This window comes from Psychromonas sp. MB-3u-54 (assembly GCF_002836415.1).
In the GTDB taxonomy this organism is placed as follows: domain Bacteria; phylum Pseudomonadota; class Gammaproteobacteria; order Enterobacterales; family Psychromonadaceae; genus Psychromonas.
Window position 1 is genome coordinate 40,630 of sequence record NZ_PJBP01000177.1, and the last position, 19,080, is coordinate 59,709.

The following is a 19,080-nucleotide window of genomic DNA, read 5'->3' on the forward strand; positions in this document are numbered from 1 at the left end:
TACTTTGAATTACAAACTTTTCTTACCCATTATGTTGTTGTGTTCCTCATTTTCAGCCAATGCCGAAGAGCGCTGGTTTGAAGTTGAAGTTCTGCTTTTTCAACGTAATATCAGTCTTGAAAAAATCGCAGAGAAATTATCTGACGATTTGATCGCGGTGGATACGAGCAGCAGCACCTCAATGTTAAAGGTAAACGCGATGGATGAGCCTAATCCCGTGATTATTAGTGCGCAACAGTATGATCACAATGCGAACAACTTCATCCTGTTAGACAGTTCGCACCTGCAACTCAGCGCACAACGTGAAAAATTAGCCGCACATGCAGCCTTCAAGCCGGTTTTACACATGGCTTGGCAAATGCCTGTTAAAAGCAATAATGACGCTAAACCTATCCGCCTTTTTGGCGGTGAAAATCTCGCATTAGGAACTCAATCGGGAAATAAATGGGCAATTGACGGGAATTTTAAAATCTACTTGGACCATTATCTTTTTATAGACACGCAATTTATTGTCAGTCAAAAAACAGTGCAGGAGCAAATCAAACGACAACCCGCTGATGAGCAAGATTCCAATAGTCTCGAGAGTGAAAATATTGTTGAAATCATCTCTCTAAAGAGAGACAGCGATACTTTTATAAATGAGCCGGAAATGGTTATTAAAGAAGCTTTATTTGATCAAAGACGTCGTTTAAGAAGTGAGGAAATTCATTATTTAGATCACCCATTGATGGGGATAATTGTACAAATAAGAAAAATTGAAGAGAAATAATTTTTATAAATAACATTGTCAATCGCTTTGGCAATAGCGCCAAAGCGATGACTCTTAAATATATTTCCAGAGCTGGGTGGGTAAATCGCTTAAAATTGCAATGGGGTTGTACTGAGATAAGATAGCGTCGGAGTGCACGCCATAGGTCACTCCAATACAATCCATATTGGCATTGTTCGCCATTTCCAGATCAAAAGAAGAATCACCTATCATCAGTGCTTGTTCTGCATTGATAGACAATTCTTCTAATATATTATTTAGCATCAGAGGGTCAGGTTTAGAAAGCGTTTCGTCTGCGCAATAGGTAATTGAAAATAAGTCTGTTACCTCATATTGCAAAAGCTGCCTATCTAGTCCTTGGCGCCCCTTCCCCGTGGCAACTGCGAGCAGATAACCTTGCTCTTTTAACAACCCTAACCAAGCTTTAATACCCGGATAAAAGGGGGTTTGTTGTTTATTCAAATAGGTATATTGATGACGATATGCATCGATCAGTTGTTGTTGCTTAGCGAAAGATAACATCGGATAAAGTATGTCCATCGCCTTATCTAAGCTGAGACCTATAATATTACGAATTGCTTGGGGAGTCGGAGCCGGTAACTCGCTCAGCTTTGCGGCTTGTACAACACAATTGATGATTTTATCAATGGAGTCCATCAGGGTGCCATCCCAATCGAAAATAATCACTGAATATTTATTATTTTCCGGATTTTCAAGCAGCAGTTTATTCGAGTGCATAAAAGCTCCGTTCTATTTAGGTAGTCGATTAATATTATTAGTGGGTTCTATTAACATTTAATTTTTGTTCCCAAGGTACTGAATGAGCAAGTGCCTTGGGTATAAACGAAACTAAAGCTTGAGCTTAATTTCTTTGCAATTTTTCTAGCAATGATGTCAGTTCAGTGCAAAGAGGTGCACTCACCGTCATCTGTTTTTCTAATACCGGATGGAAAAAAGTGATATGCGCTGCATGTAAAAATAAGCGGTTTAAGCCCAATGCCTGCATCTCTTTGCTGAACTGTTCATCCCCATAACGGTCATCACAGGCTATATTATGCCCTTTAGAGGCGCTGTGGACCCGTATTTGATGCGTTCTTCCCGTCACCGGAGAGGCTTCCACTAATGTTGCCCCCTGATAACGCTGTAAAATTTTAAACCGCGTTTCGGATGCTTTACCCAATTCACTCACTTTTACAATAGAATCCTGTGCTTTTTTAAGTAACGGTGCGGTCACACTGCGCCATTTTTTTTCCCAGATTCCTTTAACCAGAGCATGGTACTGTTTATTCATTGTTTTGTTACGTAACTGTTCATGCAGCGCACGTAACATACTGCGTTTTTTAGCGATCAGTAAACAACCCGATGTGGCTTTATCTAGTCGATGTACTAACTCCAAAAATCGCGATTCGGGGCGTAAAGCACGTAATCCTTCAATTATGCCGAAATCAAGACCGCTACCACCATGCACAGCAAGACCAGAGGGTTTATTTAAAATGATCAAACCATCATCCTCATAAACAATCTGTGATTCCAGACGCGCTATTTTATTCAATTTAGGAGAAGGTAAAGCATTTTCTTTGGCAACGCGCACGGGCGGAATACGGACCAAATCGCCCGCTTGCAGTTTATAGTCTGGCTTGATACGTTTTTTATTAACACGTACTTCTCCCTTACGTACAATCCGGTAGATCATACTTTTAGGGACGCCTTTTAAATGTAAACGAAGATAATTATCAATTCGTTGCTGTGCATTTTCTTGAGTAATCTCAAGTATGCGTACTGAGTGATTTATTTGTTCCATTAGTTAAGTTTATCACGTGTTAAGCAGATAATATCTAAAAATTTATATTGCGGGTAAAGTACTATTAATGAGACAATCGATGGGTTAATGACTCGTTAATAAAAAAATTAGCTAGCAGTCTAAACAACTAAAAAAAACATAATGTTGAGTCTTAAACTTATTCTTGTATTTTGATTAATATCAATTAATAAAGAATCAGACCGTTGCTCTCACTTTCAAATGCACCTCTACATATTTCCAGTCGCGAGACTGCATAACCAGACTCGAGGTCAAGTGAACAAAGACATAACCAACAAATTAAAAATAACTATAAAATATAAGAGTTTATTAAATGAAAAGAATGTTAATCAATGCGACTCAAGCAGAAGAATTGCGTGTTGCACTCGTAGATGGTCAAATGTTATATGACCTAGATATTGAAAGCCCTGGTCACGAACAAAAAAAAGCAAATATTTACAAAGGTAAAATCACTCGTGTAGAGCCCAGCTTAGAAGCTGCGTTTGTAGAATATGGCGCTGAACGACATGGTTTCCTTCCTCTAAAAGAGATTGCCCGCACTTACTTCCCTGAAGGTTATTCTTTTAAAGGACGTCCGAATATTAAAGACGTCATAAAAGAGGGTCAGGAAGTCATCATCCAAATTGAAAAAGAAGAACGCGGTAATAAAGGGGCAGCATTAACTACTTTTATCAGTTTAGCCGGCAGTTACTTGGTATTAATGCCAAATAATCCCCGTGCAGGCGGTATTTCACGTCGCATCGAAGGCGATGAACGCACTGAACTGAAAGAAGCGCTTAGCCACCTTAAACTACCCAATGGCATGGGACTTATCGTACGCACAGCCGGTGTCGGTAAAACACCGGAAGAGTTGGAATGGGATTTAAATGTGTTAGTTAATCATTGGCAAGCCATTGACGAAGCTGCTCGTGCTCAACCCGCCCCTTTTCTCATTCATAGAGAAAGTAATGTCATCGTACGCTCTATACGTGATTATCTGCGCCGAGATATAGGTGAGATTGTTATTGATCATGCAAAGACCTTTGAACTGGCTAAAAACCACATTGCGATGGTTCGTCCCGACTATGTTAGCCGCTTAAAATTATACCAGGGTGAAGTGCCATTATTTACTCATTATCAGGTAGAAAGCCAAATTGAATCCGCTTTCCAACGTGAAGTCCGTTTACCTTCAGGCGGTTCGATTGTCATTGATCCCACTGAGGCCTTAACCTCTATTGATATCAACTCTGCACGTGCCACGCGCGGTAGTGACATAGAAGAAACCGCTTTTAATACAAATCTGGAAGCTGCAGAAGAGATAGCTCGCCAATTACGCCTGCGTGACTTGGGCGGTTTAGTGGTTATCGACTTTATCGATATGACCCCCCCTCGTCATCAACGTGAAGTTGAAAATCGGATGCGTGAATCCGTACGTCAGGATAGAGCGCGTATCCAATTAGGTCGTATTTCTCGTTTTGGTCTGATGGAAATGTCTCGTCAACGTCTTCGCCCTTCTCTTGGCGAATCTGCTTCTCGTGTGTGCCCTCGCTGCCATGGTCAAGGCACAATCCGTGATAACGAATCGCTTGCATTAGCCATTTTACGATTAATAGAAGAAGAAGGCTTAAAAGAAAATACGGTACAAATTCAAGCGACTGTCCCGGTTGCTGTTGCCGCATACTTATTAAATGAAAAACGTAAAGATGTTCAAAAAATAGAAAAACGTCATTCTTGCGAAGTTTATATCATTCCCAATGCGAACCTGTTAACACCGCATTTTGAAATTAAACGTACCCGCAAAGACGGCAAAGAAGATATCAATTACGATGCACTTGAAAAACAACATACTGTTTATGTTCCTAATGTCATCAAAGATGAACATAAAAATGAAGCTGATCCTGTGTTGTCTGGGTTTTCAAGCCCTAAACAAAAAACCACAGAAGAAAAACCACAGAAGAAAGAGATAATTCCTGAGCCAAAAACAGTAGAAGCGGCAAAACCTTCTCTCTTTTCAAGAATAATCGCGGCGATATCTTCTCTATTCAGTGATAGCGAAAAACCACAGCCTGTTGAGGAAAAAGAAGTAGCACCCGTTGCAGAGCCTGTCACTAATAACCGCAATAATCGTAATAACAATCGTAATCGCAACCGTAATCAAAATCGTGCAGAGAAAAGTCGTCCTACGCAAGCACCAGCTGAAGCTAAAGCGACTCCCCACAAAGAACCTGAACGCCCTAAAAAGCAAGAAACACCCGTTCAGGCTCCTGCAAATGAAGATGCAGTTGCCGTTCGCCGTAAACGAAGAAATATGCGCAAAAAAGTACGTATTCAAAATACACGTGAAACAGAAGCGCTCAGCACAGAAAGCGTAGCTGTTGATGCGCAGGATACTAAACCTGTTGTTAACACGCCTAAAGTTAAAAAAACTGCAACACAGAAAAGCAAAGCTGTAAAAGCAGAAACAGCTGACACGGCATTAGCAGCGGACGATAATACTGCCCCGACGGCAGATAAAATTGAAACTGAAGAACATAAAGCAGTTGCAATTCCAAGTCGTCGTTCACGTTATCTGCGCAATAATGCCCAACGAAATAAAAAAAATGTAACGCCCGATAGTAATCAGGAAGCATCTACCCTACCAACAGATCAGCAGGATCCGATAAGCAGTCGCTACCCGGAATCTGAAACTGTTGATAGTGAAGCTAAATTTGAGCCCGTCGCAGATCAAGCTATGGCCGAAATGATAAACAAAGCTGAGCAGCCAGTTTCTATTGCACCGGAAATTGAAACTATTGATAATACATTGACAACCCAAGAATCTGTTGAACAGATTCAAAAAAGCGTTAATGCTGCAATTGAAGAAGCTCAGCAAATGTCGTTAGAGGCCGCTGGTAATAAAACTTCCAAGGTTATTGAAAAAGCTGAAGTTAAAGAAACAGCTCCTGCTAAAGAAACAGCAGTCGTTGAAGAAACAGCAGCCGTTACAGAGACAGCAGTCGTTACAGAGACAGCAGCTGTTAAAGAAACAGCAGCTGTTAAAGAAACAGCAGCCGTTACAGAGACAGCAGCCGTTACAGAGACAGCAGCCGTTACAGAGACAGCAGCAGTTACAGAGACAGCAGCAGTTACAGAGACAGCAGCCGTTACAGAAACAGCAGCCGTTACAGAGACAGCAGCCGTTACAGAGACAGCAGCTGTTACAGAGACAGCAGCCGTTACAGAGACAGCAGCCGTTACAGAGACAGCAGCCGTTACAGAGACAGCAGCCGTTAAAGAAACAGCAGCCGTTAAAGAAACAGCAGCCGTTAAAGAAACAGCAGCCGTTACAGAGACAGCAGCCGTTAAAGAAACAGCAGCCGTTAAAGAAACTGCTAAAATTAAAGAAACAGTCAGTAACCTTAAAAAATCGTCAACATCCCCAATGACTAAAACAGTCAGTGGGCCGCTTGATACAAATGCTGAAATAAAGATTGTTGCCGCAACGCAGCGACTAGCAGTCACTAAGTCAGGACGTCCCGCCGGTAGTCTTTTTGCGACTAGTAGTGCGAGCAGTGAAACCGTTAAGGCAAAATTATAATAAATATTTAGTTAATAGGCTTTAACTATCAATCTAAACGGATATTTCAATGAAATATCCGTTTTTTTTTACTGTATTTTTTTTTCAGAGGGTTAGTATTAGCCCTTATAATCTATCTCTCTTTATTCAAGGTGTCTTTATGAGCGAAACAAAACATCACAAATTATTAATTTTAGGTTCCGGACCTGCGGGATATACAGCAGCGGTTTATGCTGCACGTGCCAATCTAAACCCTGTATTAATCACCGGCATGGAACAAGGTGGGCAACTTACCACAACAACTGAAGTTGAAAACTGGCCTGGTGGTTCGGCTGACATGACAGGACCCGGTTTAATGGACAGCATGAAAGAGCATGCGGAGCGTTTTGATACTGAAATAATTTTTGATCATATCAATGAAGTCGAGTTAACCAAGCCTCCTTTTTACCTAAAAGGCGATAATGGTTCATACAGTTGTGACGCTTTAATCATTGCAACGGGTGCATCAGCACGCTACCTGGGCATGGACTCAGAAGAAGCATTTAAAGGACGTGGTGTTTCAGCTTGTGCTACTTGTGACGGTTTCTTTTACAAAAATCAAAAAGTGGCAGTGGTAGGCGGCGGTAATACTGCCGTTGAAGAAGCATTATATTTATCAAATATCGCCTCTGAAGTACATCTTATTCACCGTCGCACAGGCTTTCGCAGTGAAAAGATTTTACTAGATAGGCTCAATGCAAAAGTGGCTAACGGTAATATTATTTTACATACGGACAGAACCTTAGATGAAGTTTTAGGCGATGAAATGGGTGTCACTGGCCTACGCTTAAAAGATACCCTATCCGATAAAACTGAACATCTGGAAGTAATGGGTGTTTTCATTGCCATTGGTCATAAACCCAATACAGGTATGTTTGCAGAGCAACTTGAGATGAATCATGGTTATCTAAAAGTGCACTCTGGCAACGATGGAAATGCAACACAAACAAGCATTAAAGGTGTATTTGCGGCAGGAGATGTAAGTGATCATATATATCGCCAGGCAATCACTTCAGCCGGCACAGGTTGTATGGCAGCATTAGACGCCGAACGCTACTTAGATAATCTTTAACCTTTAATCTTTAACTAAAATCTGATTCAAAAAAAAGGTAACCTATGGTTACCTTTTTTATAAACAGATCACTGCAACAGATATGCCCATGATACTTCAAGATACAAAGTCAGCAAGGCAAATTGTGCCGAGATGCTAGGCATAAAATTGAAGTAGAGTTATTCTACATAGATATTTTTTAACAAAGCAGATTGGTACAATTTGACTTGCCCTACGGCGCACGAGCTCGAAAAGCAGCGCTGCGTTGCACCAATCGAAAAGGGATAACCATTACCTCATGTTGCGTCTTGCTCTGGTCTCCGACCTTGCGCCTGACAAAGCATCTTGAAGTAACATGGGTATAAGCAACCGGATTATTCTTTACCCGTCTGCAGATTCCTTTGAATTGCACCTAACTCTATCAATGCATATTTATATTCAATAAACTCATGAATATTTGTCGCGGTACTTAATTTAAAGTAATAGACAGCTTTTTCTAAATTACCTGACAATTTATGCCAGTGCCCAAGATAAAAATAGGCCTCACATAGACGCTGAGCAAGTTCTTTATTTGTGCGAACACCGTAGGAAAGACTTTCAAGAAAATCTTTTTCTGTTGTCCTGCCCGCTATCACATCAGCTATTGCCCAAGCAAAGCTGTGATCATCGCTTAATTGAGTTGATGACTTAAGTGCCTGTAAAGCTTTTAACTGATCGACTTTACTGTTAATAATGAAACGCCATAAAACGCGATAGGGATCATTTTGATCAAGCGCATAGAACCTTTCAATATCATTCATTGCTAATTGGTAACGTCCGATTTGATACAGTCCGACAGCCCGATGTAAATAACTGTATTGCATATCATCGGATAACTCTAATGCCGAATCAAAAGCATCAAATGCTTCGTCATAGGATTGTGATAATAATAGATAAAGCCCTAAAAAATTGTAGGCATCAGCAAAGGTAGGATCAACATTCAAGGCCTGGATAAAATCGTAACGACTATGTGCCGCCAAGCCCATTCGGTCATAAATAACCCCACGTTCGTAAAATAATACTGCGTGCTGTCTTGCATCCAGATCTTTTTGTTCAACAAGCAATTGGTTAATTTTTAATAATTTAACTTCATCTTGATAGTCTATTTGCACAGCCGTAGAGAGAGGGAATTTATTAATTACATTATTTTTCGTTGAGAAATCCTGCTCAGTATTAGGAAGGCTTTGACAAGCTGTTAATGTAAATAAAACGGATAATACGCATAATAATGAACAATGGAATCTCATGAACAAACCCTTTAAGACAAGTGAGTTAAGAGTGAACTATAAGCAGCTGAAAGTAAAGTTAGATATATTTTGAAATAAAAAAAGCACTGCAGGCAGTGCTTTTTAGCTGTCCAATTCGTCTATTATAAGGAAGCCTGATCTGCCCCCTCTTTTTCAACAACTTCTGGAATCATATGCTCACGCGAAATGCCTAATTTAATGGCCAGTGAACTGGCCACATAAATGGAGGAGTAAGTACCAACGATAACACCAATCAATAAAGCAGTTGCAAAACCATGGATCAATGCACCGCCAAAAATAAACAGTGAAATCAATACAAAAATAGTCGTTCCTGAGGTAATTAAGGTACGGCTTAAGGTCTGAGTAAGCGATTTATCGACAATGTCATTTGAAGTGGCCGTTGTCAGTAAGCGAAAATTTTCACGTATTCGGTCAAATACTACGATAGTATCGTTGAGAGAGTAACCAACAACTGCCAATAAGGCGGCTAATACAGTCAAGTCCACTTCAATTTTAAATAATGAAAATATGCCAAGCGTTATAATAATATCGTGTCCTAAAGCTAACACCGAGCCAGATGCTAAGCGCCATTCAAAGCGAATACTGACATAAATTAAAATACAGATAAGCGCAATGATAATAGCTAAACCGCCTGAGTTGGCTAACTCTGCCCCAACATTAGGCCCGACAAATTCAATCCGGCGCATATCCACTTGTCCGAAATCGGCATTTTGTAATGACTCGAGAACCTGAGTCCCAATAACTTCCCCTTGCACGCCTTCACGAGGCGCTAAGCGGATCATAACATCACGACTAGTCCCAAAATGCTGAACAACGGCATCGGAGAAATCATTCGATGCTAATACCTCACGCACATCGGGTAATACCGCAGGTTGCTCAAAACCCACTTCAATAACAGTGCCACCGGTAAAATCAAGGCCCCAGTTTAACCAATTAATACTTAACACGGCAACTGAAGCGACAATTAAGAACATTGATAACCAAGATGCCGGTTTCGAATATTGCATAAAGGGCAGCGTTTTTTTAGATTTAATTAACTCAAACATAATATTTCCTTGCGCTAGATTGATAGTTTCTTAATATCATTACGACCACCCCAGACAGCGTTTACAATAGCACGCGTTCCGAAAATAGAAGTAAACATAGAAGTCGCAATACCAATCGCGAGCGTAACAGCGAAACCTTTAATGGGTCCTGTACCCACAGCAAACAAAATTAATGCTGTTATGAAAGTGGTGATATTCGCATCCGCTATGGTAGAAAATGCATTAGAATAGCCTTCATGGATTGCTTGTTGGATTGATTTTCCAGCAGCCAATTCCTCTCGAATTCTTTCAAATATAAGCACATTTGCATCAACAGCCATACCAACGGTCAAAACGATACCGGCAATACCCGGTAAGGTTAATGTCGCCCCTGGAATCATAGACATAAAACCGATAATCATGACGATATTGAAGAGCAAAGCCGTATTGGCGATAATCCCAAATTTGCGATAATAAACAAACATAAACAACACAACAGCAAGCATGCCATAGACCATTGCTTTGATGCCGTTATCTATGTTTTGTTGTCCTAAACTCGGTCCAATAGTACGTTCCTGGACGATTTGAATAGGCGCAATAAGCGCACCTGCGCGCAGTAATAGCGCCAGATTATGTGCTTCTGCTGCATTATCAAGTCCGGTAATTCGAAAACTACGACCAAGCTGCGCTTGAATAGTGGCCACATTGGCAACCTCCTCACGCTTTTCAATAACAGCCTTACCGTTCGGTTTTTTCTTACCTGTTGGTAAATACTCAATAAACAGGGTTGCCATCGGTTCACCAATATTATTTTTGGTAAAACGAGACATCATACTGCCACCTTGTGAATCAAGTGAGATACTCACTTGAGGGCGCCCCATGTCATCACTGCCGGATTGTGCATCCACGATATGGTTACCGGTTAAAATAATCTGTTTTTTAACCACTACAGGGCGACCATTTCTCTCCTTATAAACGATCGAAGAAGAAGGCAGACGTCCTGCTAATGCATCATTAATATTCGTTTCTGAGTCTACTGCATGAAATTCAAGTGTCGCCGTTGCACCCAGGATCTCTTTCGCACGGGCCGTATCTTGAATACCTGGTAATTGAACAACAATTCTGTCCGTACCTTGGCGTTGAACTAAAGGCTCTGCAACGCCAAGTTCATTAACTCGGTTACGAAGAATAGTCAAATTTTGCTGCAGAGCGTACTCTTTGCTGGCTTGCAGCTTCTGATCGGTCATTTCAATGGATAGAATAAAACGGCCATTGTCAACGGATTCAGAAAATTGGTAACCTGGATTATTAGGTTTTAAATAGTCAATGGCACTGTCTAGAATTGATTGCTCAGTGAATGTTATAAGTACACCCGTTGCGCTATTCGCTTCAGTGATACCGCGAAATCTTATTTTTTCTGTCCGTAAATCGCCACGTAAATCCTGCACCATTTGCTCTTGCGCTTTACTGACGGCCTCATCCATATCCACTTCCATCAGAAAATAAACACCGCCGCGTAAATCAAGCCCTAATTTGAGTGGTCCGGCACCTATAGCTTCTAACCAGGCAGGCGTTGAAGGCGCCAAATTAAGTGCAGTAACAAAATTGCCCTCTAATTGTTCAATAATGGTTTCACGCGCTAATAGCTGATCTTCACTGGATTTTAGACGAATTAAAAGCTGATCATTTTCAAGAACGACACTTTTAGGAATGATATTTGACTGTTTGAGAATATCTTGAACGTCGCCCAAGGTTGAAAGCTCAACATTTGCACCACGGGTTGCCGAGATTTGAACGGCAGGATCTTCACCGTATAGATTTGGAGCGGCATAAAGTAAACTGATTAAAACTATAAATAAAAGCAGCAAATACTTCCACATAGGGTATTTATTTAACACTGTATTGTCCTTAAATGAAGCGCCTAATAAAATGATAACGAAGTAATGTTTATCTATTATACCAAATGCATTAAAGATGTGATCTTGTATTGCGCCGGAAAAATCAGCCCTAATAAGGCGTGAGTTGCAGGAGATAGTTATTCTCACTTCAAAACTCACAACGCAGTTAGGGATGGTTTTAACCAGCAAGGCTGATCACTTATTTGATGCTTTTGGTATTACTTCGTTATCTCTATTAAAAAAGCTGAATGTTTCTTAGATAGATTTAAGCGTGCCTTTTGGTAAAACAGCTGTCACGTAATCTCTTTTAATCGAGATGATATTATTTTCATTTAATTCAATTTGAAGATAATCATTTTCAGTATTAACTTTAACAACACGGCCAATTAAACCACCCTGAGTTAAGACTTCGTCACCTTTACCGATGCTTTCCATTAGGCTTTTATGCGCTTTAGTGCGTTTTGCCTGAGGACGGTAAATCATAAAATAAAATATCCCAGCAAAAACAACCATCATCAAAATAAAAGACATACTGTCCGTTGCTTGACCTTCACCTGCAGCATGTGCTTCAGAAATAAATAAACTCATTTTGTTACCCTTATAAATTAAAATTGAATAATATTGTTATAGATAAATTTGTTAAACGTTCAGCATCGGTTTTTGTTTTCCGATGCGTTGATAAAACGTATCAACAAAGTCTTCTAATTTACCCTGTTCAATGGCTTCACGCAAACCTTTCATTAAACGTTGGTAGTAACTTAAGTTATGGATAGTGTTTAAACGTGCACCCAATATTTCTCCACATTTATCAAGATGATATAGATATGCACGCGTGTAATTTTTACAGGTGTAACAATCACATTCGGAATCTAAAGTAGTTGCATCTTCACGGTGCTTAGCATTGCGAATTTTCACCACACCATCGGTTGTGAATAAATGCCCATTACGCGCATTGCGGGTCGGCATAACACAATCAAACATATCAATACCGCGACGCACGCCTTCAACTAAATCTTCAGGTTTGCCAACCCCCATTAAATAACGGGGTTTATCCTCGGGGATTTTAGGCGCAATATGTTCTAAAATGCGGTACATATCTTCTTTCGGCTCCCCCACTGCAAGGCCGCCAATCGCATAACCATCAAAACCTATCTTGGTTAATCCATCTAAAGAAATATCGCGAAATTGCTCGAAACATCCCCCCTGAATAATACCAAATAAAGCATTCGGATTTTGTTGCTCATCAAAGCGATCCCGACTGCGCTGCGCCCAGCGTAGGGAAAGCTGCATTGAAACATCGGTTTCTTCTTCTGTCGCCGGATAAGGAGTACATTCATCAAAGATCATCACAATGTCAGATCCTAAATCGTACTGTATATCCATTGAGACTTCTGGAGATAAAAACACCTCACTGCCGTTAATAGGACTGCGAAAATAAACACCCTCCTCTTTTATCTTACGCATTTTTCCTAGGCTAAAGACTTGAAAGCCGCCTGAATCTGTTAAAATGGGGCCCTTCCAATTCATAAAATCATGCAAGTCACCGTGTGCTTTGATGACTTTCTGACCGGGCCGTAACCACAGGTGAAATGTATTTCCCAATAAAATTTCTGCGCCCGTTGCATCAACCTCTTCGGGCGTCATTCCTTTTACTGTGCCGTAAGTACCAACGGGCATAAATGCCGGGGTTTCAACGCTGCCGCGATCAAAGGTCAAACGACCCCGACGCGCACGCCCGTCTGTGTTAATTAATTCATATTCCATGATTTTCCTTATCAGATGAACAATCTGATTATATTTTTGTTTGTTTTATCCATAACAAAAGCACTTAAAGCGCCAAAAACAGGCCCCTCAAGTGCTTTAAATAGATAACGGTTGAAGTTTATTCTATTTAGTTTTTTTAGTTAAAAACATCGCATCACCATAACTAAAAAAACGATACTTTTCCTGAATAGCCACTTTGTATGCATTATCAATATTTTCTTTACCTGAAAAAGCGGACACCAGCATCAGTAGTGTCGATTCTGACAAGTGAAAATTGGTCACTAGTGCATCAATCACCTGAAATTCATAACCCGGGTAAATGAAAATGCTCGTTTCAGAAAAGAATGGGGCAAGGTCATGACCCGTTTTAACACTCTCTTGTGCTGCGCTTTCAACGGAACGTACAGAGGTTGTGCCAACGGCAATAACGCGTCCACCTTTCGCTTTAGTGTTGTTTATTTTATCAATAACCTCTTGCGACACCTCAGCATATTCACTGTGCATTTGATGATCGAGTATGTTATCTACTTTAACGGGTTGAAATGTTCCCGCACCAACATGCAGGGTAACAAAGGCAAAATCAACCCCTTTATCCTGTAATTTAGTCAGGACGGCCTGATCAAAGTGAAGACCTGCGGTGGGTGCGGCAACCGCCCCCGGATTTTTATTATAAACGGTCTGGTAACGCTCTTTATCGGCATCTTCGTCAGGGCGGTCAATATAAGGAGGCAACGGCATATGACCAATTGACTCCAGGACTTCAAGTACTGTGCTGCTGTGATCAATATGTATTTCAAACAAAGAGCCCTGCCGTTTTACCATCACCGCATCAATGCTATTTTCTAAACGTAATTTACAGCCAGGTTTTGGTGATTTGGAACTGCGCAGATGCGCGAGGAAACTTTTCTCATTCAATACTCTTTCAACCAGCACTTCTATTTTTCCTCCCGTCTCTTTTTCACCAAAAAGACGGGCGGGAATAACCCGCGTATCATTAAAAATAAGCAGATCATTTTCGTCAATAAGATCGACCAGATCAGTAAATTGTAGATGTTTTAACCCACCAGAATTCCCTTCCACCGACAATAAACGGCTAGCTGAACGGTCTTTCATAGGATAACGAGCAATTAATGCTGGCGGTAATTCAAAAGAGAAATCTGAAACTTTCATGCAAAACATTCCGGAAGGATAAATCGATGTAGTTTAAGGATGACAAAAGTGAAGTCAAGCGGGAGTAACTTAAAAAAGAAAAAATGCGGCCATAAAATGATTAATTCGAAATGTATTTTACTTTATCGTATATAGAGACTCATCTATATTTCACGGGGGGACAAAAGCAACCCCTTGAACGCACTATTACTGCCTTGCTGATAATATTTAGAATAAAAAAAAGGAGACATATGTCTCCTTTAAAAATCTAATTACTTACAAGCAATCGAATTAAGCAAGTGCTTTTTTAGCGACTTCAACTAAATGAGCAAATGTTGCTTTATCAAATACTGCAATATCAGCAAGTATCTTACGATCTATCTCAACAGAAGCCTTTTTCAGACCATTGATGAAACGGCTGTAAGATAAACCACTAATACGAGATGCAGCGTTGATACGCGTGATCCATAATTGACGGAATACACGTTTACGTTGACGACGGTCACGGTAAGCGTATTGACCCGCTTTAGTAACGGCCTGAACAGCTACACGATAAACACGTGAACGTGCTCCGTAATAACCTTTAGCTTGTTTTAATACTTTCTTGTGACGGGCACGAGCCTGTACACCACGTTTAACTCTTGGCATTTTTTATTCCTTACTTAAGCAAATGGCAACATTCTGCGGATTTGTGGTACGTCTACTTTATTTACCATGCTTTGTGCACGTAAATGACGTTTACGCTTAGTAGACTTCTTAGTAAGGATGTGACGTAAGTGTGATTGCTTACGCTTAAAACCGCCAGAAGCAGTCTTTTTAAAGCGCTTTGCAGCACCTTTGTTCGTTTTTAATTTAGGCATTGCGAACTCCGCATTGTTAAATTTTAAATTAAACCAGTAAGGCGAATGTTTATACCGCTGCATATAATAGACAGGGTATATAACACTACTTTATGCCTTAGCTAGCACGTTTGGGGCCTAACACCATCACCATTTGACGACCTTCCATTTTCGGGAAAGACTCGACAACGGATATTTCCGCTAAATCCGCTTTAATACGGTTTAACAGATCCATTCCTAATGATTGGTGTGCCATTTCACGACCGCGATAACGCAGTGTTACTTTAGCTTTGTTACCCTCTTCTAAAAAGCGAGTCAGGTTGCGTAGTTTTACCTGATAATCGCCTATATCAGTCCCAGGACGGAATTTTATTTCCTTTAACTGAACCTGTTTCTGATTTTTCCGTTGCTCTTTAACGGATTTAGTCTTTTCATACAAAAATTTGCCATAATTCATGATGCGACAAACTGGTGGCTCGGCGTTTGGACTGATCTCAACTAAGTCTAGATCAGATTCAATGGCCATATTTAATGCTTCTTCCAGTGAAACGACGCCAACGGGTTTGCCTTCTGAATCGGAGAGACGTACATCAGTCCCGGTGATCTCATCATTCAAACGATGTTTATTGCCCTGTTGTGGGGCTTTTTTTGCACCTTTTATAACCAATCCTCCTAATAAATTTAACGGCGTGTAATGATTTCTTCTTTAATGTAAGCGGCAAAATCTTCTACTTTGAATTTACCTAAATCATCACCTTTACGTGTTCTTACCGCAACTTCACCTGCTTCGACTTCTTGATCACCGATAACAAGTAAATACGGAACACGTTTTAATGTATGCTCACGGATTTTAAAGCCTATCTTCTCATTTCTCAAGTCCGAAATGGCTCTAATGCCTGATTTTTTTAATTTATTTACAACTTCGTCGACAAAAGCAGACTGTTTATCGGTAATATTCATTACCACCACCTGTTTTGGTGATAACCATGTCGGATAAACGCCAGCATACTCTTCCGTTAGAATACCAATAAAACGTTCTAAAGAACCTAAAATAGCGCGGTGAATCATAACCGGTGTATGTCGTTCATTATCTTCACCAACAAAAGAAGCGTCTAAACGGCCTGGCATTGAAAAATCTAGTTGGATTGTACCACATTGCCAACCACGACCTAAACAATCATATAAAGTAAATTCGATTTTAGGCCCATAAAAAGCCCCTTCACCCGGTAATAGACCATAATTGATATTATTTATGTCCAATGCATTAGCCAAAGCCCCTTCTGCTTTATCCCAAGTCGCATCATCTCCCACACGTTGATCTGGGCGGGTAGATAGTTTGACCGCAATATCATCAAAACCAAATGTTTTGTAACATTCAAATACCATCTGGATACAAGCAGAGACTTCGTCAAGAATTTGTTCTTCCGTACAGAAGATATGGGCATCATCCTGAGTAAAGGCACGTACACGCATTAAACCGTGTAATGAGCCAGACGGTTCGTTACGGTGACAGGAGCCAAACTCGGCCATACGCAGCGGCAAATCGCGATAAGACTTCAATCCCTGGTTGAAGATTTGTAAATGTCCCGGGCAGTTCATTGGCTTAATCGCATAGTCACGATGTTCAGAACTAGTACAGAACATATTGTCTTTGTATTTACCCCAATGTCCCGATTTCTCCCAAAGAGCACGATCCAGGATTTGTGGCGCTTTTACTTCTTGGTAGTTATAAGCTTCAGTTTGTTCTCGCACATATTTTTCGAGTTCGCGATAAATTGTCCAGCCATTACTATGCCAAAAAACCATACCAGGCGCTTCTTCCTGCATATGATAAAGATCTAGCTGTTTACCAATTTTACGGTGATCACGTTTGGCCGCTTCTTCAAGACGTTTTAAATACGCATTAAGTTGTTTTTTGTCAGCCCAAGCGGTGCCATAAATTCTTTGTAACATTTTATTATCTGAATTGCCGCGCCAATATGCGCCTGCGACCTTCATCAGTTTAAAGTATTGACAGAATTTCATCACCGGCACATGTGGTCCGCGGCACATATCAATATATTCTTGATGGTGGTATAACCCGGGACGATCATCAGGGTGGATACCTTCAAGAATCTCTAATTTATAGGACTCGTCACGCTCAGTGAAGAGCGCTTTTGCTTCTTCTACTGATACTTTTTTCTTAATCACAGTATAATTAGTTTTCACTAATTCGTTCATACGCTTAGAAATTTTTGCCAACTCTTCATCATTGATGGTGACATCACAATCAATATCGTAATAAAAGCCATTTTCAATCGTCGGACCAATTGCCATCTTAGCGTTAGGATAAAGCTGCTTAATAGCATGCCCTAGAAGATGCGCACATGAGTGACGTAAAATTTCTAAACCTTGGTCATCTTTTGCGGTAATAATTGCAATGTTAGCGTCTTTCTCAATAGGATCACATGCATCAACTAACTGACCGTCAACTCGTCCGGCAATACATGCTTTGGCAAGACCGGGGCCGATATCGGCAGCGATTTCCATTATTGAGGTAGTGTTATCGAATTGACGTTGATTACCGTCGGGTAGAGTAATAATGGGCATGCTGTATTTCCTCACAGTGATGCTTCCAACCAAAAAGCATTTGTATAATTGATAAATAAGCTGCGCATTTTAAAGGAATATAACGCTTATGAAAAGCGCCAATTTCCAAGGATCGAAAAGTAGCGTTTAATAGAGGGGGTGTTGAAGATTAAAATGCGCATAAATGAGGTGCGGATGACAACGTCTGCCAACCGAATCTATTATGTCTCTTTTTTTACTTTCTTTTCGGGCGTAAAGCTATTACCTTTAAATAAACTCATTACAGCCTCTTTGTTACTGGCAAGGTATAAACCTAATTCCTCCAATTGCTGATCATCAAGTGTTACTGTGCTGGCACCAATAAATTCGGCGAGTTGGTCTGCACTGTCTAACATTTTGTCATATGCATCAGCTTCTTTTTTACTGGTAAAGGTCATTTTTTCAACACCTTTTCTTTCTACAATATATTTTACGATTATTGCCACGGTGGCCTCTTTAAAATGTAATAATAAATTAAATTTTATTCATGTGTTTTTATACAGTACTAAACTCAAGCTAAAATTGCAAACCTTTGTTAAATACACATTTTTTTGCTATCTTTCTCATTAACCCATAATAATATGAATTTATTCAATGAAAACAATAATCTGCCGGCATTGTGATATGGTTTCAAATGTTCCCCGCCTGCCTATAAACTGTGTGGCTAAATGCTGCCGTTGCGGAGGAGCAATATATAAAAATATTAAGTGCAGTCCTTCTGTATTACTGGCGCTCACTTTAAGCGCATTACTTATCATGGTCCCGGCTTTTTACTTCCCGTTAATTTCAGTTAATTTACTGGGGATTACCGAGGACACAAATTTATTGCAGGGGGCATTGATGATGCTTGATAATGCACCCGTTGTCTCCGTTGCCGTATTATTTTGCGCCGTCATCGCCCCCACCTTACTGCTCTCATGTATTGCCTTTAGCAGTGCTTGTTTAACCTATAATTACTTTCCAGCTTATCTGCCAAAGATTTTACATATCACCCACTCTTTGACCCATTGGTCAATGTTAGAGGTCTATATGATTAGCTTAATGGTCGCTATCTTTAAATTGATGAATTATGCAGATTTATATATTGGTTCTGGTTTCTATTTTTTTATCACTCTAATGCTATTGGATATGACGATTATCAGTAATTATAGCAATCATGCTTATTGGGAGCGTTATATCAATGCTGACTAATAGTGCGATAAACAGTGCAATAGCAGGAAAAACAGGGATAGAACAAGGACGGCTACTGGATATGACGATTATCAGTAATTATAGCAC

The 19,080-nt window shown here is 40.3% G+C and carries 17 protein-coding genes; 4 read left to right on the plus strand and 13 right to left on the minus strand.

Features of this window, described 5'->3' with window-relative positions; genetic code table 11:
* Positions 1-4 precede the first annotated feature (4 nt).
* Positions 5-769, plus strand: coding sequence for a peptidoglycan binding protein CsiV (locus tag CXF72_RS15690; protein ID WP_157823276.1), 765 nt, complete (start codon positions 5-7; stop codon positions 767-769).
* Positions 770-823: 54 nt separating this feature from the next.
* Here CXF72_RS15690 and CXF72_RS15695 read toward each other — a convergent pair whose 3' ends face one another.
* Positions 824-1,507, minus strand: a complete 684-nt coding sequence (locus CXF72_RS15695; protein WP_101040388.1) for an HAD family hydrolase — start codon at positions 1,505-1,507, stop codon at positions 824-826.
* Between the two features lie 124 nt (positions 1,508-1,631).
* The gene (gene rluC / locus CXF72_RS15700) at positions 1,632-2,570 is read right to left on the minus strand and encodes a 23S rRNA pseudouridine(955/2504/2580) synthase RluC (RefSeq protein WP_101040390.1); all 939 of its coding nucleotides are present in this window, start codon (positions 2,568-2,570) and stop codon (positions 1,632-1,634) included.
* Positions 2,571-2,901: 331 nt separating this feature from the next.
* Here rluC and rne point away from each other — a divergent pair, with 331 nt between their 5' ends.
* Together rne and trxB are read left to right on the plus strand one after the other, a co-directional pair.
* Complete coding sequence (gene rne, locus CXF72_RS15705) at positions 2,902-6,144, plus strand: ribonuclease E (protein ID WP_101040392.1); 3,243 nt, start codon at positions 2,902-2,904, stop codon at positions 6,142-6,144.
* A gap of 139 nt (positions 6,145-6,283) precedes the next feature.
* Positions 6,284-7,234: a thioredoxin-disulfide reductase gene (trxB, locus tag CXF72_RS15710; RefSeq protein ID WP_101040394.1), complete on the plus strand. Its 951-nt coding sequence runs from the start codon at positions 6,284-6,286 to the stop codon at positions 7,232-7,234.
* A gap of 353 nt (positions 7,235-7,587) precedes the next feature.
* Here trxB and nlpI read toward each other — a convergent pair whose 3' ends face one another.
* From nlpI to CXF72_RS15765, 11 genes are all read right to left on the minus strand, one after another.
* Positions 7,588-8,499 (minus strand): lipoprotein NlpI, encoded by a 912-nt coding sequence (gene nlpI, locus CXF72_RS15715; protein WP_101040396.1) that lies wholly within the window; start codon positions 8,497-8,499, stop codon positions 7,588-7,590.
* Positions 8,500-8,621: 122 nt separating this feature from the next.
* Entirely contained in the window at positions 8,622-9,566 is a 945-nt protein-coding gene (gene secF / locus CXF72_RS15720; RefSeq protein WP_101040398.1) for a protein translocase subunit SecF, read from the minus strand.
* A gap of 14 nt (positions 9,567-9,580) precedes the next feature.
* Positions 9,581-11,443 (minus strand): protein translocase subunit SecD, encoded by a 1,863-nt coding sequence (gene secD, locus CXF72_RS15725; protein ID WP_198552625.1) that lies wholly within the window; start codon positions 11,441-11,443, stop codon positions 9,581-9,583.
* A 255-nt stretch (positions 11,444-11,698) separates the two neighbouring features.
* Positions 11,699-12,031, minus strand: a complete 333-nt coding sequence (yajC, locus tag CXF72_RS15730; RefSeq protein ID WP_101040400.1) for a preprotein translocase subunit YajC — start codon at positions 12,029-12,031, stop codon at positions 11,699-11,701.
* Positions 12,032-12,082: 51 nt separating this feature from the next.
* On the minus strand, positions 12,083-13,207 hold the full coding sequence (tgt, locus tag CXF72_RS15735; protein ID WP_101040402.1) for a tRNA guanosine(34) transglycosylase Tgt: 1,125 nt from the start codon (positions 13,205-13,207) through the stop codon (positions 12,083-12,085).
* A 123-nt stretch (positions 13,208-13,330) separates the two neighbouring features.
* Positions 13,331-14,377 carry a tRNA preQ1(34) S-adenosylmethionine ribosyltransferase-isomerase QueA gene (gene queA, locus CXF72_RS15740; protein WP_101040404.1) on the minus strand — a complete coding sequence of 349 codons (1,047 nt, stop codon included), beginning with the start codon at positions 14,375-14,377 and terminating at the stop codon, positions 13,331-13,333.
* A gap of 270 nt (positions 14,378-14,647) precedes the next feature.
* A complete protein-coding gene (gene rplT, locus CXF72_RS15745; protein ID WP_011770517.1) occupies positions 14,648-15,004 on the minus strand; it encodes a 50S ribosomal protein L20 in 357 nt (118 codons plus the stop codon).
* Positions 15,005-15,018: 14 nt separating this feature from the next.
* Positions 15,019-15,216, minus strand: a complete 198-nt coding sequence (gene rpmI, locus CXF72_RS15750) for a 50S ribosomal protein L35 (protein ID WP_041767196.1) — start codon at positions 15,214-15,216, stop codon at positions 15,019-15,021.
* Positions 15,217-15,313: 97 nt separating this feature from the next.
* Positions 15,314-15,856, minus strand: coding sequence for a translation initiation factor IF-3 (gene infC, locus CXF72_RS15755; protein WP_232785004.1), 543 nt, complete (start codon positions 15,854-15,856; stop codon positions 15,314-15,316).
* 20 nt (positions 15,857-15,876) lie between these two features.
* Positions 15,877-17,784 carry a threonine--tRNA ligase gene (gene thrS / locus CXF72_RS15760; protein ID WP_101040408.1) on the minus strand — a complete coding sequence of 636 codons (1,908 nt, stop codon included), beginning with the start codon at positions 17,782-17,784 and terminating at the stop codon, positions 15,877-15,879.
* Positions 17,785-17,984: 200 nt separating this feature from the next.
* Positions 17,985-18,248: a YebG family protein gene (locus CXF72_RS15765; RefSeq protein WP_101040410.1), complete on the minus strand. Its 264-nt coding sequence runs from the start codon at positions 18,246-18,248 to the stop codon at positions 17,985-17,987.
* A gap of 148 nt (positions 18,249-18,396) precedes the next feature.
* Between CXF72_RS15765 and CXF72_RS15770 the strand changes: the two genes are divergently transcribed.
* On the plus strand, positions 18,397-18,993 hold the full coding sequence (locus CXF72_RS15770; protein ID WP_101040412.1) for a paraquat-inducible protein A: 597 nt from the start codon (positions 18,397-18,399) through the stop codon (positions 18,991-18,993).
* The last annotated feature ends 87 nt before the right edge of the window (positions 18,994-19,080 follow it).